This is a genomic window from Streptomyces collinus (assembly GCF_031348265.1).
GTDB lineage: Bacteria > Actinomycetota > Actinomycetes > Streptomycetales > Streptomycetaceae > Streptomyces > Streptomyces collinus.
Genome location: NZ_CP133771.1, coordinates 231,801 through 245,958, shown reverse-complemented (window position 1 = coordinate 245,958; position 14,158 = coordinate 231,801). Strand labels below are relative to the sequence as shown.

Annotated in this window: 15 protein-coding genes; 11 read left to right on the top strand and 4 right to left on the bottom strand. The window is 67.9% G+C overall.

Features of this window, described 5'->3' with window-relative positions; genetic code table 11:
• Positions 1-8 precede the first annotated feature (8 nt).
• The 11 genes from RFN52_RS01040 (at position 9) to RFN52_RS00990 (ending at position 11,233) form a co-directional block, all read left to right on the top strand.
• A complete protein-coding gene (locus RFN52_RS01040; protein ID WP_184854542.1) occupies positions 9-770 on the top strand; it encodes an ABC transporter permease in 762 nt (253 codons plus the stop codon).
• Entirely contained in the window at positions 763-1,737 is a 975-nt protein-coding gene (locus RFN52_RS01035) for an ABC transporter ATP-binding protein (protein ID WP_184854543.1), read from the top strand. Before RFN52_RS01040 ends, RFN52_RS01035 begins: the two co-directional genes overlap by 8 nt.
• On the top strand, positions 1,734-3,116 hold the full coding sequence (locus RFN52_RS01030) for a coproporphyrinogen-III oxidase family protein (RefSeq protein ID WP_184854544.1): 1,383 nt from the start codon (positions 1,734-1,736) through the stop codon (positions 3,114-3,116). The genes RFN52_RS01035 and RFN52_RS01030 overlap by 4 nt, the downstream gene beginning before the upstream one ends.
• A complete protein-coding gene (locus RFN52_RS01025) occupies positions 3,103-3,810 on the top strand; it encodes a class I SAM-dependent methyltransferase (RefSeq protein ID WP_184854545.1) in 708 nt (235 codons plus the stop codon). Before RFN52_RS01030 ends, RFN52_RS01025 begins: the two co-directional genes overlap by 14 nt.
• Positions 3,810-4,643, top strand: coding sequence for a carbon-nitrogen hydrolase family protein (locus RFN52_RS01020; protein ID WP_184854546.1), 834 nt, complete (start codon positions 3,810-3,812; stop codon positions 4,641-4,643). The genes RFN52_RS01025 and RFN52_RS01020 overlap by 1 nt, the downstream gene beginning before the upstream one ends.
• A 15-nt stretch (positions 4,644-4,658) precedes the next feature.
• A complete protein-coding gene (locus RFN52_RS01015) occupies positions 4,659-6,158 on the top strand; it encodes a B12-binding domain-containing radical SAM protein (RefSeq protein WP_184854547.1) in 1,500 nt (499 codons plus the stop codon).
• Positions 6,155-6,907 carry a DNA alkylation repair protein gene (locus tag RFN52_RS01010; protein ID WP_311240848.1) on the top strand — a complete coding sequence of 251 codons (753 nt, stop codon included), beginning with the start codon at positions 6,155-6,157 and terminating at the stop codon, positions 6,905-6,907. Before RFN52_RS01015 ends, RFN52_RS01010 begins: the two co-directional genes overlap by 4 nt.
• A gap of 4 nt (positions 6,908-6,911) precedes the next feature.
• Positions 6,912-7,949: a BtrH N-terminal domain-containing protein gene (locus RFN52_RS01005; protein ID WP_184854548.1), complete on the top strand. Its 1,038-nt coding sequence runs from the start codon at positions 6,912-6,914 to the stop codon at positions 7,947-7,949.
• Positions 7,950-7,964: 15 nt separating this feature from the next.
• Positions 7,965-8,360 (top strand): pentapeptide repeat-containing protein, encoded by a 396-nt coding sequence (locus tag RFN52_RS01000; protein ID WP_184854549.1) that lies wholly within the window; start codon positions 7,965-7,967, stop codon positions 8,358-8,360.
• 17 nt (positions 8,361-8,377) lie between these two features.
• On the top strand, positions 8,378-10,156 hold the full coding sequence (locus tag RFN52_RS00995) for a carbamoyltransferase family protein (protein WP_184854550.1): 1,779 nt from the start codon (positions 8,378-8,380) through the stop codon (positions 10,154-10,156).
• 90 nt (positions 10,157-10,246) lie between these two features.
• Complete coding sequence (locus tag RFN52_RS00990; RefSeq protein WP_184854551.1) at positions 10,247-11,233, top strand: BtrH N-terminal domain-containing protein; 987 nt, start codon at positions 10,247-10,249, stop codon at positions 11,231-11,233.
• A gap of 158 nt (positions 11,234-11,391) precedes the next feature.
• On the opposite strand, the gene RFN52_RS00985 is transcribed toward RFN52_RS00990, so the two are convergent.
• The 4 genes from RFN52_RS00985 to RFN52_RS00970 are packed head-to-tail and all read right to left on the bottom strand — an operon-like array spanning position 11,392 to position 13,986.
• Entirely contained in the window at positions 11,392-12,093 is a 702-nt protein-coding gene (locus RFN52_RS00985; protein WP_184854552.1) for an alpha/beta hydrolase, read from the bottom strand.
• A gap of 26 nt (positions 12,094-12,119) precedes the next feature.
• Positions 12,120-12,530: a nuclear transport factor 2 family protein gene (locus tag RFN52_RS00980; RefSeq protein ID WP_311240847.1), complete on the bottom strand. Its 411-nt coding sequence runs from the start codon at positions 12,528-12,530 to the stop codon at positions 12,120-12,122.
• A 2-nt stretch (positions 12,531-12,532) separates the two neighbouring features.
• A complete protein-coding gene (locus RFN52_RS00975; protein WP_184854554.1) occupies positions 12,533-13,339 on the bottom strand; it encodes an MBL fold metallo-hydrolase in 807 nt (268 codons plus the stop codon).
• A 35-nt stretch (positions 13,340-13,374) separates the two neighbouring features.
• The gene (locus tag RFN52_RS00970) at positions 13,375-13,986 is read right to left on the bottom strand and encodes a DsbA family protein (RefSeq protein ID WP_184854555.1); all 612 of its coding nucleotides are present in this window, start codon (positions 13,984-13,986) and stop codon (positions 13,375-13,377) included.
• Positions 13,987-14,158 lie beyond the last annotated feature (172 nt).

Genomic DNA, 14,158 nt, shown 5'->3' with positions numbered 1-14,158 from the left:
CAACGCGTATGCAGCCGGAGTCCGGCTGGCTCGGCGACGTGCTCGGGCTGGTCGTGATGGACATGCGGCAGTTCTTCGACAACCGCCTGTTCGCGGTGTCGACGCTGCTGACGTCGGTGTCGATGGTGCTGGCCTTCGGGGCCGCGACCGACCAGATGGTGAGCCCGGCCCCGACGGCCGCCAACTACTTCGGCTTCGTCTTCCCCGGCATCATCGGGGCCGGCATCATGTTCAGCTGCACCTACACCGTCGGCTACACGGTCATCATCGACCGCAACCGCCGCACGATCGAGGACCTGATCCTCTCGCCCCTGTCGTACTCCGGGTTCCTGCTCGCCCGGATCGTCGGTGTCGTACTCAAGTGCCTGTTCCAGTTCGTGCTGGTGCTCCTGCTCGGCGTCGGGGTCTTCGACGCCCGGATCGAGTCGGTGCCGCTGTTCGTCCTGGGCTTCTTCACCGCGTGCACGGCCTTCGCGGGGCTCGGGATCCTCATCGCGACGTACACCAACGAGATCTCGTTCCCTGCCGTCGTGAACATCATCGTCATCCCGCTCATGTACTTCGCCGGGATCTTCTTCCCGCTCGAGAACCTCGGGACGCTCGGCGACGTCTTCGCCAGGCTCCCCCTCTCGGTGCACGTCGACATCTTCCGCGCCGCCACCTCGCCCGACGTCTCGGCCACCGGAGCATCGGTGCTGGCGGTGGCCTACTCGTTCCTGGCCCTCTCCATCGCGGCCTGGGCCTTCCGTAGGAGGATCGGCCATGGCTGACACCCCGACCACCGCGGCGCCGGTCCTGTCGGTCTCCCGGCTCGACCACCGCGTGAGCCCCGACTTCGCCCTGCGCTCCCTCACCTTCTCGGTGAACGCAGGCGAGGGCGTGGCCATCATCGGCACCAACGGCGCTGGCAAGACCACACTGATCCGGCTCGTCGCCGGGCTGCTGCGCCCGTCGGGCGGCGAGGTGCGCATCTGCGGCACCCCGCCCCGCCGCTGGGGGCAGGTCGGCCGCCACATCGGGTACGTCCAGCAGGCCAAGGACCTCCCGGACGGCGTCAGCGTGGAGACGTACGTCAAACACCAGCTCAAGCTCCGGCGGGCCGACCCCGGCCGGTACGAGGAGCTGATCGCCCTGGCCGACCTGGAGCGGTACCGCCACCAATACGTGCGCAGCCTCTCCGGTGGCAGCCAGCGCAAGCTGCACGTCATCTGCGCCGTGGCGCACCGCCCCGACCTGCTGATCCTCGACGAGCCGACCACGGGCCTGGACCCGACGGCCCGCGAGACGCTGCTGGAGCTGCTGGGGAGCCTCAAGAAGGACGGCGTCGGCGTGCTGTTCGCCAGCCATCACCGCGACGAACTGGTCGCGCTGGCCGACTCGGTCGTGGTGCTTCACCAGGGCCGCCAGATCAAGGACGCCTCGCTCGACGCCGTCACCCGGTGGGGCGAGCGCTCCAGCCTGATCCTGGAGGCCTTCACCGAATCCCACCTCGAGCGGCTCCAGGACTGGGCCGGGCAGGAGGCGCAGTCCGGCGGCCCGGTCCGGTCCGTCCGCGCCGCCGACCAGGGCGTGCGGCTCGACCTGTCCGACGGCGACCACCAAGGCACCCTGGCCGAGGTGGTCGCCCGGGCCCACGCCGCCGGCCTCGCACTGCGCTCCGCGTCCTACTTCCAGCCCACTCTGGCGGACGTCGTCCGTTCCATCGTCGACCAAGTCGAACCGGAGGACATCGCATGAGCATCACCACCACGACCACGAGCATGCCGTTCTGGAAGGAGTACCCGGAGCGCGACAGCGAGTGGGTGCGTCAGTACCCCACCAAGCACGTGCCGGTGAACGAGGAGGAGGTGTTCACGCGCAAGCCCATGGGCGTGTACGTCCACATCCCCTTCTGCAACCGGCTCTGCTTCAGCTGCCCGTACATCAAGCACCAGACCGACCGGGACCTGACTCGTACCTACCTGGACGCGCTGAAGACGGAGATCACCAACTACGCCGAGCGGCCCTACATCCAGGACCACGTCATCACCCTCGGCTACATCGGCGGCGGCACCCCGACCGCGCTCACCGCCCCCCAACTCGACGACCTGCTGGGCCACATGTTCAGCAGCTTCAATGTCGAGGAGGGCGCGGACTTCTCCATCGAGACCACCCCCGTCGACATCAGCGAGCGCAAGGCCACCGTCCTGCTGGAACGCGGCATACGGCGCATCAGCCTCGGGGTGCAGACCTTCGTCCCGGAGGAACTGAAGAACATCGGCCGCCCGAACGACCCGGAGATGCTCAAGGAGAGCATCCGGCTGCTGCGCCGGTGCGGCTTCGAGAACATCAACATCGACCTGATGCACGGCATCAACGGCCAGACGATGGAGAGCTGGGAGCACAGCCTCGACGTCGCCATCGACCTCGGGGTCACCTGCATCTCGTTCTACACGTACATGGAGTTCGCGCAGATCTCCACCAAGCGCAGGAAGCTGCCGCCGGTCCCGGAGAAGGCCGTGGTCGACGACATGTTCCTGTTCGCCGCGGAGAAGCTCTCCAAGGCCGGCTTCCTGGGCTACTACGGCGACTGCTTCGCCAAACCCGGCCACCAGCCCAAGTACGGCGAGACGTCGTGGAGCGAGGACATCCCCATCATCCCGCTCGGCCCCACCGCCACCGGGCACCTGCGCGACCACTGGTACTTCAACGAGCCCGACATCGGCCGCTACATCCAGACGGTGATGGAGGGCCGGCTGCCGATCTCCATGGGCAAGCACATCACGAAGTCGGAGTCGATCCGGCGGTCGATGGTGCTGGGCGTCAAGGCCGGGCGGGTCAACCGGGAGCGCTTCCGCCGGATCCACGGCGTCGACTTCATGGAGATGTTCCGCGCCGAGATCGACGACCTGATCGAGAAGGAACTCATCACCGCCGACGAGAACGGCATCGAGGTGACCGGCCCCAAGGGCTGGTACTACCTGGACAACATCTCCAAGGCGTTCTACTCGCCGGAGTTCCGGCGCTACCCGCAGCACCTGGGAGCGGACATCTCCAACTTCATCTCCAGCCGGCCGATCCCCCTGCAGCTCACCACGCGCCCCAAGGACGAGGAGGCCGGCTGTGACCACCACTGAGGCCCGACTGCTGAACCTGACCGAGCGGGTGCCGCAGGCGTCCCCGCACGACGACATCGACAAGGTCCGCTTCTACGACCTCGGCATGCGCCGCTCCGCGCTGATGGCGTACAAGCGGCCGAGCGACCGCATCATGGCCAACGTCCGCGACGGGATGACCGACCTGGTCGAGGTCGGCTTCAACACCGGCCTGCTGTCCCTCCACGTGGCGGGCAAGCTGCCCGACCTGGCGGTGTCCGGAGTGGAGGAGAACCAGAACCTCGTCGACGTCGCCGAGGACAACCTGACGCTGGCCGTCTGGGCCAACAGCGCCGGTGACGTGGAGTTCGAGATGGCCAAGCTGAACCGGCTGCCCTTCCCGGACGACTCCGCCGACATCGTCTTCTCGTTCTCCTCGCTGCACCGCTGGCGACGGCCGGTCGAGACGCTGAAGGAGTGCGCCCGGATCTGCAAGCCCGACGGTGTCGTGATCATCGAGGACATGAACCGGCATGCCGAGGAGGGCCACATCACCTTCATCCTCCAGTTCGTGAAGGAGGGCGGCGACGAGTTCATGCGCTCGTTGCAGGCCGCCTACACCCGGGACGAGGCGGCCGAGCTGCTCAAGGAGGCCGGCCTGGCGGACTGGCAGGTCGTCGAGGAGGACCTCGGCCTGGTGATCTCCTCGCGTCCCCTCGAACCGGTGAGCACCTGATGCCCGGGACGAAGATCGCCGTCGTCCAGATGGAGTCGAAGCTCGGCAAGCCGGAGCAGAACCTGCGCCGCGCCGAGCACTACATCGGTGAGGCCGTCGCGCAGGGAGCGGACCTGATCTGCCTGCCCGAGGCATTCTCCACCTCCGGCAACATCCTGGAGGTCGCGGACGTGTCGGTGACCATACCGGGGCCGGAGACCGACTTCCTGCGCGAGCAGGCGAAGCAGGCCGGCGTGCACCTCGTGGCCGGCCTGCTGGAGCGCGGCGACGACGGCAAGTACTACAGCACATCGGTGCTGTGCGGCCCCGAGGGAACGATCCTCGGCCACTACCGGCGCGTGCACTGCCACGAACTGGAGGCCCGCTACCTCAGCGGAGGGTCCGAATACCCCGTCTTCGACGTCGAGTTCGGGCGGATCGGCCTGATGCAGGGCTACGACATCAACTTCCCCGAGGTCGCGCGGGAGTACTGCCGCCGCGGCGTCGACATCATCGTGTGCTCCGCGCTGGTCCCCGAGATGTTCGCGTACGTGGCGAACATGCGCCTGCCGGTCCGGGCCGTGGACGCCGAATGCATCGTCGCGTTCGCCTCCGGCATCGGCAACAACCTGTACGCCGGCTTCGGCTACATGGGGCGCAGCCAGGTCCTGGCGGACCCGCTGTTCCTGGAAGCCGAACGATTCGACTTCGTCGACGGCGACGAACGGATGGTGGACCTCGGCAAGGAGCCCGGTGTCGGCGTCGTCGAGGTCGACCTGGAGCGCATGCGCCGCTACCGCACCAAAGCCACCCTGAGCGGCGACCTGCAGCCGGCGACGTACTGGCAGTCCTGACGAGAGTGAAGGCCCATGCGCGTACTGCTCATCTCCACCAACAAGATCCGGGTGCCGCGGCCGGCGCTGCCCATCGGCATGGCCTACATCAGCGCCGCGCTCAAGCACGCCGGACACCAGGTCGACGTCCTCGACCTGCTCTGGGAGTCCCGGGAGCTCAAGGCGGTCCGGGAGAAGCTGACCACCGGGACGTACGACGTCGTCGGCATCGCCGTGCGCAACCTGGACAACCTGACGTTCATCGACCCGGTCTTCTTCGGCCCGATGACCGAGAAGATCGTCCAGTGCGTGCGCAAGTACACCAGCGCCACCGTCGTCCTCGGCGGCTCCGGCTTCTCCGTCGAGCCGCTGTCGTTCTTCGAGTACGCCCAGCCGGACTACGGCATCGCCGGTGAGGGCGAGGCCGGCATCGTCCAACTGCTGGACTACCTGGAGTCCGGCGGGCGGCGGGAGTCGATATCGGGGCTCTGCTACCTCGACGACAACGGCAAGTTCTGCCAGAACCAGTCGAGTCAGGCATTCGACCTGGGCGCGCTCGAACCCGACCGGTCCGTGTACGACCCCCGGTACTTCGAGGAGGGCGTCTCGGCGGCCTCCGACCTCACCCGCGACCACCAGCCGGCCATCGAGACCCTGCAGACCAAACGGGGCTGCAAGCTGTTCTGCTCCTACTGCATCATCCGCAAGACCGAGGGCAAGGGCGACCGGTTCAAGGAACCGGCCGAGGTCGTCGGCGAGATCCAGCGGGCGATGGCGGAGAACCCGGCCGTGCGGGAGTTCGAGATCGTCGACGCGACCTTCAACTACCCGATGGAGTACGCGGCCGAGGTGTGCGAGGAGATGATCCGCGCCAAGCTCGACGTGCCGTGGTACTGCCAGCTGACACCGAACGCGGTCACACCGGAGTTCGTGAAGCTGCTGCACGCGGCCGGCTGCATCCGGGTGGACCTCGGCACCGACGCGCTCACCGACGAGGCCCTGGCGGACCTGATGAAGGGCTTCGACATGGCCCGGGTCCTGGAGATCGACCGCCTCTTCACGGCCAGTCCGATCGAGCACACCCACTGCATCTTCCTCGGCGGGCCGGGGGAGACCCCTCAGGCACTGAGGGAGTCGATCCGCTTCACCGAGCGGTTCCTGAACCCGGCCCAGATCTACGCCAACCTCGGCATCCGGATCCTCAGCGGCACCAAGCTCCAGCGCCAGGCCGTCAAGGCGGGCATCCTGCGGGAGGGCCAGGGCACGTTCGTCCCCGCCTTCTACGTGGAGCCGGCGATCCTCGCCGACCGGGACACGCTCGACTTCGTCCGCGACGCCTACCTGAGCCACAAGAACTGGTACCTGTGGTGGGGCCTCGGCGGGCAGAATCTGACGGACCGTTCGACGGAAACCGTCCAGGCCGTGGCCGACATGCACCAGGAGTACGAGTACGTCATGCAAGGCAAGCCCCGGCTGGAACGCGCACCGAAGCCGGTGACCGCCCAGCCGCTCAAACTCACGATCGGCACCAAGTGATCAATGTTCCAACCGCCGCGCACGAACTGTCGAAGACACTCGCGGCCCAGGCAGACCCGGACTTCGCGGTGCGCATGCAGCGCTACTTCCCGCACGAGATCCGGGCCCTCGGGGTCGGCAACGCCGCGGTCGCCCAGATCGCCACCGACTACTTCCGTGACCGGCGCGACACCCCCGCGGCGACACGGCTGCTCCTCGCGGAGGAGCTGCTGGCGCGTGCCGAGTACCACGAGGAGGTGCTCCTGGGCTTCGCGGTCCTGCACAAGGTCGCCAGGACCGGACTCGGCGAGGAGCTTCCGGACCGCTGCCGGCACTGGCTGGAGACGTACGTGTCCAACTGGGCCCAGTGCGACGACATGTGCCTGAAACTGCTGTACCCGTTCTTCCTCGGGCACCTGGAGCTGCTTCCGCGGACCCGGAGCTGGATCGAGTCCGCCTCCCCGTGGGCCAGACGCGCCGCGAACGTGGCCGTCGTGAAGTTCGTCCGGCGCAAGGTGGGCCGTACCGTCTTCGAGCTGCCGCTGTCGCACGTCCTCGACAACTGCGTCCGGCTGATGCACGACGACGACACCTATGTGCAGAAGGGCTCGGGCTGGCTGCTCAAGGTCACCGCCGAGGTCCATCCCGACGAGGTGGCCGAGTTCCTGCGCACCTGGCACACGGAGATGCCCCGCGACACGTTCCGGTACGCGGTGGAGAAGATGGACCCGCGGCTGCGCCGGTCCTTGATGGCACTGGGACAGGGGTGACGCGATGAACGAGACCGGCCGCTACGCCCACCGGCGGGGCATCCACTGCGAGTCGGCCTGCCAATGCGCCGTCCTCGCGGCCGGCGGCTACGACGTCGACGAGGAGATCGTGTTCGGGCTGGACGGAGGCTTCGGTTTCTCGTTCTTCCCCGCGAACGGCAACGCGCCGGACATCGTCGTCGGCAAGCAGGCGATCATGCCGCTCCGGGCGGCACGGCTGATGGGCGTCGAGGTCGCCACGCACACGCCGAAGTCCGGTGACGGCCTGGCCAAGCTGCTCGCATCGGCACCGGCCGTCATGACCCGGGTGGACCTCGGCCTGCTTCCGTACTGGGGTCTGGAGGGCCGCACCTCCTTCGGCGGATACTTCGTCAACGTGGTCCGCCCGCTCGGCGCCGACGCCTTCGAGGTGTCGGATCCGGCGTTCGACGCACCCGTCACCGTGAGCGCGGGGGAGCTGCAGGCGGCCCGGTCCAGCCGCAACTCGCCGCCGCTGAACCCGGACTGGAAGGTGTACGTCTTCGGCGCGCCGAGGCGAACTCCGCAACTGGACCGTGTCGGACCGGTGGCCGTCCGCACCCTGTGCCGCGAGATCCTCAAGCCGGGCAGCCGGAACCTCGGCATACCCGGGATGAAGCTGCTGGCCACGACGGCGGCATCCTGGCCGCAGTCCAAACACGGCGAGGTCGAGGACGTGGACCTGACCGGCCGCGTGGTGCGGACCGATGCGCTGGCGCGTCAACTGCTGCACCTGGGGCGGCAGATCGAGTCCTTCGGCACCGGCGGCGGGCTGTTCCGCCCGATGATCGGCCGCTACCTGACGAGGGTCGCCGACAGCACCGGCGAGACCCGCTACGCCGACGCGGCCTCGCAGTTCCTCGACAGCGGCCGGCTCTGGTCGAACCTGGGATCCGCCCTGCTGACAGCGGGGACCGCCACCGCACGCGACGATCTCAAGACGCTCGTGGACGCAGTGGCGGACACGGCCCGGTCCGCGATGGACGTCGAGAAGCGGGCGCTGACCGCGCTCACCACTCTGTAGACGCGAGGTCGAGACATGCCCACCGAGGACGAGACCGTACTGCTCCAGGGCCCGGCGCGATGGAACGAGCACGCCCGCCGGCGCCGGGCGCAGGGCCCCTTCCGGCCCGACCTGCGCAAGGCACGGCTGCACGGCGCCGACCTGCAGGGCGCCGAGCTCGCCGACGCGGACTTCACCGACGCCGTGCTGACCGAGTCGTATCTGATGTCGGCGGACCTCAGGGGCGCGAATCTCGAAGGCGCCGATCTGTGCGAGGCGTACCTCATCCTGGCCGAGCTGAACGACTGCCGCCTCGTGGGCGCGAACCTCGACGGCGCGGACCTCAGCGGCGCCGATCTGACCGGCGCGGTCCTCGACCCGGGCTTCCGGCGGACTGCCGTGATCTCGGACTACCTCACGATCTGGCCATAGCGAAAGGAGCTCCTCGCATGATCGTTCTGGGCTACAACGGATTCGGCAGGTCCGCGGAAATCTTCGGACGCCTCTTTCGCGCCACCGGCATCGACCGGCACCTGCTGTACGGCCATGACTCGTCCGCCGCGCTCGTCATCGACGGGAAGCTGGTCGCCGCCGTCGAGGAGGAGCGGCTCAACCGGGAGAAGAAGACGTCGAGCTTCCCGGCCGACGCGATGCGCTGGTGCCTGGATTCGGCCGGGATATCCTTCGACGACGTCGACAAGTTCGCCTTCTCCTGGCAGTTCTCCCAGGACGTGGTGAACAAGATGATCACCGAGATCACCGAGGACCACGCGGCGACCGTCGAGCAGAAGTTCGCGCGCCTGGAGCGTCTGGCGGAGACCCATGCGGCGATGTTCAGCGAGGCCGCGACCGAAGCCGACTTCCTTGAGCACACCGGCCACAGGCTGGACCCGCAGAAGCTGGTCCGGGTCCCGCACCACATGGCGCACCTGATGACGGGATACCACCTGTCGGGCGGCGGAGACGCGGCATTCCTGGTCAGCGACGGCCGCGCCGAATGGCTGTCGTCGATCATGGGCGAGGTGCGCGACGGCGAGGTGAAGGTCTTCGACGACATGACCATCGACTCGCGGCACTCCCTGGCGATGTTGTTCTCCGTGGTGACGCGCTACCTCGGATTCGTCCCGAACAACGACGAGTACAAGGTGATGGGGCTGGCCGGCTACGGCCCGCCGCCGGAGCCGAACCCGTTCCTGGAACACGTCGTCGAGATGCGCCCCGACGGCACCTACACGATCCCTTACCCGGCGAACGCCGTACCCGCATACTACGAACTCTTCGATCGCGTCTTCGGCGGAGATGCCGGATGCCGGGAGGAGTTCGACTACCGGGTTCGCGTGGCCAGTGCGGCACAGCACATGCTCGAAACGGTGACCGCCGGCCAGATGCGGACGCTCGAAACCCGCAGTGACCTCCCCCGCGTGATCTTCGAGGGCGGACTGGCCCTCAACTGCGTCAACAACAGCAAACTGCTGGAGCGTTCCCGCTTCGAGGGGATGGACGTCAGCTTCGGCGCCAGCGACGTCGGCGTGGCCATCGGGGCGGCACTGTTCGCCAGTGGGCAGGCGGGCACACCGCCCCGGATCAGCCCGTCGCCCTACCTGGGCCCGGGATACGACGGCCCGGAGATCCAGGCGGCCCTCCAGCAGTACGCCGACCAGGTCGTCTGGCGAGAGCTGGACCCTGGGGACGTGCCGCGGGAGGCCGCGAACCTGATGCGGGAGCGATGCGTCATCGGGTGGTTCCAGGGGCGTATGGAGTACGGTCCGCGTGCCCTGGGCAACCGCAGCATCCTCGCCAACCCGAGGTTCCCCGACATCAAGGACATCATCAACGAACGCATCAAGCACCGCGAGCAGTTCCGGCCCTTCGCCCCCGTGGTCCTGGAGCACCTGGCGCCCGAGGTGTTCGAGCTCGGTAAGAAGACGTCCTCGCCGTACATGACGTTCGTGGTTCCGGTGCGCCCCGAGTACCGGGAGAAGATCCAGGGCGCCTGCCACGTCGACGCCACCTCGCGGATCCAGACGGTCACCGAGCAGAGCAATCCGCTGCTCGCCGAACTGCTGCGTGAGTTCACGGAGGTGACTGGGATTCCCTGTCTGATCAACACCTCGTTCAACGTCGCCGGCGAACCCATCGTCTGCTCTCCTGCCGATGCTCTGTCCTGCTTCCTCAAGACGGAGATGGATCACCTGTTCCTCGGCAACTTCCTGGTTTCGCGAATCTGAACGAGTGGACACCTCCCTGATTCGAGCGCCCGCAATCGTACTTCGGGAGATTGCGCTACGCTCTACGCGAAGGAAGGGAGACAAGAACAAGTGTCGCTATTAGAGGCAGATCCGTACGTCGGTAACCACTGCGAGTCGACCACCCTCGTGAACTTGTTGCGACAGCGAGAGATCGACTTGTCGGAGTCACTCATCTTCGGGCTCGCAGGTGGTTTGTCATTCATCTACTGGCGGACGAAGCAGATGCCGACACCGTTCGTCGGTGGCCGCATCAAGCCCGACACGCTGTCCGACAACCTCGCGAATGCGCTGAACCTGCGACTGTCCGTTCACGAGACGTCGTCGGTGAACCGGGCGAAGGAACACTTGCTGGCCGAGCTCGATTCCGGAACCGTCGTCGGTCTCAAGCTCGACCGCTACTTCCTCGACTACTCCACCGACGACTTCCGGTTCGCGGCCCACTATGTAGCCTGTGTCGGATACGACGACGACCGTTTCGCCCTGGTCGAGACACAGCCGCTCGGTCTGCAATGGGCCTCCGGGGAATCCCTGGCGACCGCGCGAAATGCCCGGGGCCCTATGAGTTCACGCAACCGCGCCTTCACCATCGATATCCCGAAGGGCGGCCTTCCTGACCTGGGTGAAGCCGCCCGGAAAGGCATCAAATCGGCGGCGGAGGACTTCTTGAATCCGCCGATCTCCAACTTCGGGTACAAGGGAATGCATAAAGTCGCCGATCTGATGCCGCAGTGGCTCGACGATCTCGACTCGCCCGCGGAAAGCCTTCCAGAGATCTGCACGATCATGGAGGATGCCGGGACCGGCGGCGGCCTGTTCCGCATGATGTGGGCGGAATTCCTGGCGGAGACGGCCGACATCACCGGCACCGGCGAGTTCCAGGAGATCTCGGACGCCTACCGCGAGGTGTCGAAGAAGTGGACCGAGGTGGCCGGACTTCTGAACGAGGCGGGGGTCGCGTCGTCGCGGGAGTCCCTCCACAGCGCGTCGAAGATCGTGCATGAGGTGGCCGAGAAGGAGCAGCGCCTGATGCATCGCCTCAAGGAGTTGTCGAGCTGACCGGGGCCCGGGCCCGTCCGAAGCCCCGTGCGTCTCCGTCATGGGCTTGCTGCCCGGACGGGCACGGCCGTCACGAGCCCGCACCTCCTGGGACCACACCGGCTTCGGCCTGCTCCGGCCACCGCCGGAGCAGGCCGAAGCCCGTCAGTTGGCATCCCTCAGAACCTGGTGGACGAGGCCCGGGTGACGGCCTTGGCGAGGACGTCGGCGATGTCGTTCCCGTGGGACAGGTGCGGGGAGTGCCCGGACGGAACACGGACGCTGTGGGCGGCACGCGCCGCCCACTGTTCCTGTACCGCGGGTGGCAGCGCGGGGTCCTCGGTGGCCACGACGTACGTCAGGGGCACCTCGGTCGGTGCGGCGCCCAGCTTTTCCGTGAAGGCGCGCATGCCCTGCCAGTTGAGGCGTTCGACGGCCTCGGCGGTCAGGGCGGGGTCGACTCCGCTGAAGACGGACTTCTCGGCGTCTCCCGCCTTGACGGCCAGGCCGTCGGGAGAGCGGATCCAGGTGGGTGGGAAGCCGCCGCCCATCCATTCCATCATCGAGGTGCCTGCCTCCAGGGCGAAGGCGGCGATGTGGACGAGCTCCGCGACCTGGTCCGACTCCGCGGCGGCCCAGGTCGCGGGGACTCCGCCGTAGGAGTGCGCGGCGAGCACGACAGGTCCGTCGACCGCCGCGACAGCAGCGCGTACCACTTCGACGTCCTCGGTCAGCCCCTGTGCCGCCGCGCTGTCGGGATTGCTGCTGGGCAGTTGCACGGCCTGGGAGGCGATGCCCCGGGCGCTGAGCCTGTCCCGCAGGGGGTCGAAGATCCACGGGGTGTGCATCGCTCCGTGCACGAGCACGACGCCGGCGTTCATCTGTGCTGTCCTCAAGTGACGGGGGGTCAGGCGGTCATGGCGTCGCGGACCAGCGCGGTGTCCACGAACTGTTCGAAGCGGACGATCAGGCCGCCGCGCACGACGAAGTGGTGGGCGACCCGGACGTCGATCTTCTTGCCGGTGGCCTTGTTCGCCGCGGTGTAGCGGGCGAGGACGACGACGTTCTCGCCGTCCACGACATAGGTGTCGTCGTGGGCGGTCCAGCCGTCCCACTCCTTGCCCAGCTCTTCCATGACGTTGCTGGTGACCCCGTCGGGGGTGCGGTAGGTGCCGGCCAGGGGGAAGCCGGCCATTTCCGTCCACTCCACGTCGGGGGCGAGGGTGGCGCACAGGGCTTCCAGGTCACCGGCCGCGGAGGCCAGGTACTGGCGGCGTACGACGTCGGCGGGGGTTGTCGACGCTGCGAAGTCGGTCATGGTCAGCCCCACTTCATCTCGCCCTTGGCGACCTTGGCGCCGATCTGGGCGGCGATGAGCATGCCGTTGTCGGGGTAGCGGGCGACGAGCGCCTCGGTCAGGGCTGCGCCGTCGGCGGCCTTGCCCAGCTCTTCGTCGAAGGCGAGCAGGTAGTCGCGGGTGGCGGAGATCGCGGAGGCGTTCGCCGGGGCGTTGGGCAGGCGGTGGCCGGGAACGACCAGCTCCGGCTGGAGGGCTGCCATCTCGTCCAGCAGCGTGATCCAGGCGGCGCGGTCGTCGGGGGTGGGCGTGTCGGCGACCCAGACGTGCTCCTGCTGGAAGAGCAGGACGCCGCCGAGGAGGGCGCGGTGCTCGGCCTGCCAGAGGTAGTGCCGGTCGGGCAGTGAGGCCGGGCCGCCCTTGAGCTCGAAACGGTGTCCTTCGAGGGTCAGGTCGCCGGTCAGGGGTTCGAGGTCGACCAGGCGTGTGGGCAGGTTCGGGCCGAGAGCCTCCCACGCCTTGAGCTTGCCCTCGTAGGAGTGCTTGATGTGCTCGATGGCGATCGGGGTCGCGACGAACGCCGCCTCGGGGAAGGCGTCGGCGAGGACCTCGGCGCCGAAGTAGAAGTCGGGGTCGCCGTGGCTGACGAAGACGGTGGTCAGGGTCTTGCCCGAGTCGAGGATCTCGGCGGCCAAGCGGTGGCCGTCGGCGCGGGTGAAGGCGGCGTCCACCAGCAGCGCCTCCCGCTCGCCGGTGACGAGGGTGGCGGTCTTGTTCTTGCTCCCGGCCGGGAAGTCCAGGTCGAAGACCGTGAAGGAGAGGGTGCTCATAATTGGGGCTCCTTGCGTGGGTGGGGACTGCACAGTCAGGAAAGGGCGGCGAGGCGCCGGTCGACCTCGTCGGCGGTGGCGCGACCGCGGGCCAGGGCGGTCACGCTGCCGCCGTCGACGGCGAGCAGGGTGGGGTAGCCGATGACGCCCAGGTCGGCGCAGCGGCGGAAGTCGTCCGCCGCCGCGTCGTCCGCCTCGGGGGACTCGAAGGCGGCCACCACGGCGTCGGCGTCCAGCCCGGCATCCTCGGCGACCTTCCGGTAGGTGGCGGCCTCGGACAGGCTGAGGCCATCGACGTAGAAGGCCCGCTGGAGGGTGCCGGCCAGCTCCGCCGAGCGGTCGGGGGCCGCCCGGCGCAGGGCGGCGACGCCGCGTGCGGCGGCCTCGGAGTCCATGACGAACGAGCCGTCGGCGATCAGCCGGTCGTACCCCTCGCCGAACCGGGCGCCGGTGAGTTCGGCGATCTGGGCGTTGGCGTCCTGGACGTGTCCGAACTCGCGGATCGGCACCCGGCGCGAGCCCGTGAACAAGCCGCCGCATATCACCTCCACGGGCAGATCGGGGTGGCGGGAGACGACTTCGCGCAGGGTGGGGGAGAACCCGTGCGACCAGCCGCAGAAGGCGTCGAAGGCATAGACGAGCTGCATCGAGGACCTCGGCGTAGGGGTGGGGTGCTCGTGTGGTGCGAGCGGTTCACCTGGACAACATTACCTGACTAGTCAGATATTCCTGAGATCGCGTGTCAGGCGATTCATCCTGATCCACGTGTCGCCGCGGCTCATGAATTCAGCGGGAAGCCGGAGTCAAGGAGGCACAAAG

Coding starts and splice junctions, on each gene's coding strand:
- RFN52_RS01040 (WP_184854542.1), top strand. CDS start 9: ATGCAGCCGGAGTCCGGCTGGCTCGGCGACGTGCTCGGGCTGGTCGTG.
- RFN52_RS01035 (WP_184854543.1), top strand. CDS start 763: ATGGCTGACACCCCGACCACCGCGGCGCCGGTCCTGTCGGTCTCCCGG.
- RFN52_RS01030 (WP_184854544.1), top strand. CDS start 1,734: ATGAGCATCACCACCACGACCACGAGCATGCCGTTCTGGAAGGAGTAC.
- RFN52_RS01020 (WP_184854546.1), top strand. CDS start 3,810: ATGCCCGGGACGAAGATCGCCGTCGTCCAGATGGAGTCGAAGCTCGGC.
- RFN52_RS01015 (WP_184854547.1), top strand. CDS start 4,659: ATGCGCGTACTGCTCATCTCCACCAACAAGATCCGGGTGCCGCGGCCG.
- RFN52_RS01005 (WP_184854548.1), top strand. CDS start 6,912: ATGAACGAGACCGGCCGCTACGCCCACCGGCGGGGCATCCACTGCGAG.
- RFN52_RS01000 (WP_184854549.1), top strand. CDS start 7,965: ATGCCCACCGAGGACGAGACCGTACTGCTCCAGGGCCCGGCGCGATGG.
- RFN52_RS00995 (WP_184854550.1), top strand. CDS start 8,378: ATGATCGTTCTGGGCTACAACGGATTCGGCAGGTCCGCGGAAATCTTC.
- RFN52_RS00985 (WP_184854552.1), bottom strand. CDS start 12,093: ATGAACGCCGGCGTCGTGCTCGTGCACGGAGCGATGCACACCCCGTGG.
- RFN52_RS00980 (WP_311240847.1), bottom strand. CDS start 12,530: ATGACCGACTTCGCAGCGTCGACAACCCCCGCCGACGTCGTACGCCGC.
- RFN52_RS00975 (WP_184854554.1), bottom strand. CDS start 13,339: ATGAGCACCCTCTCCTTCACGGTCTTCGACCTGGACTTCCCGGCCGGG.
- RFN52_RS00970 (WP_184854555.1), bottom strand. CDS start 13,986: ATGCAGCTCGTCTATGCCTTCGACGCCTTCTGCGGCTGGTCGCACGGG.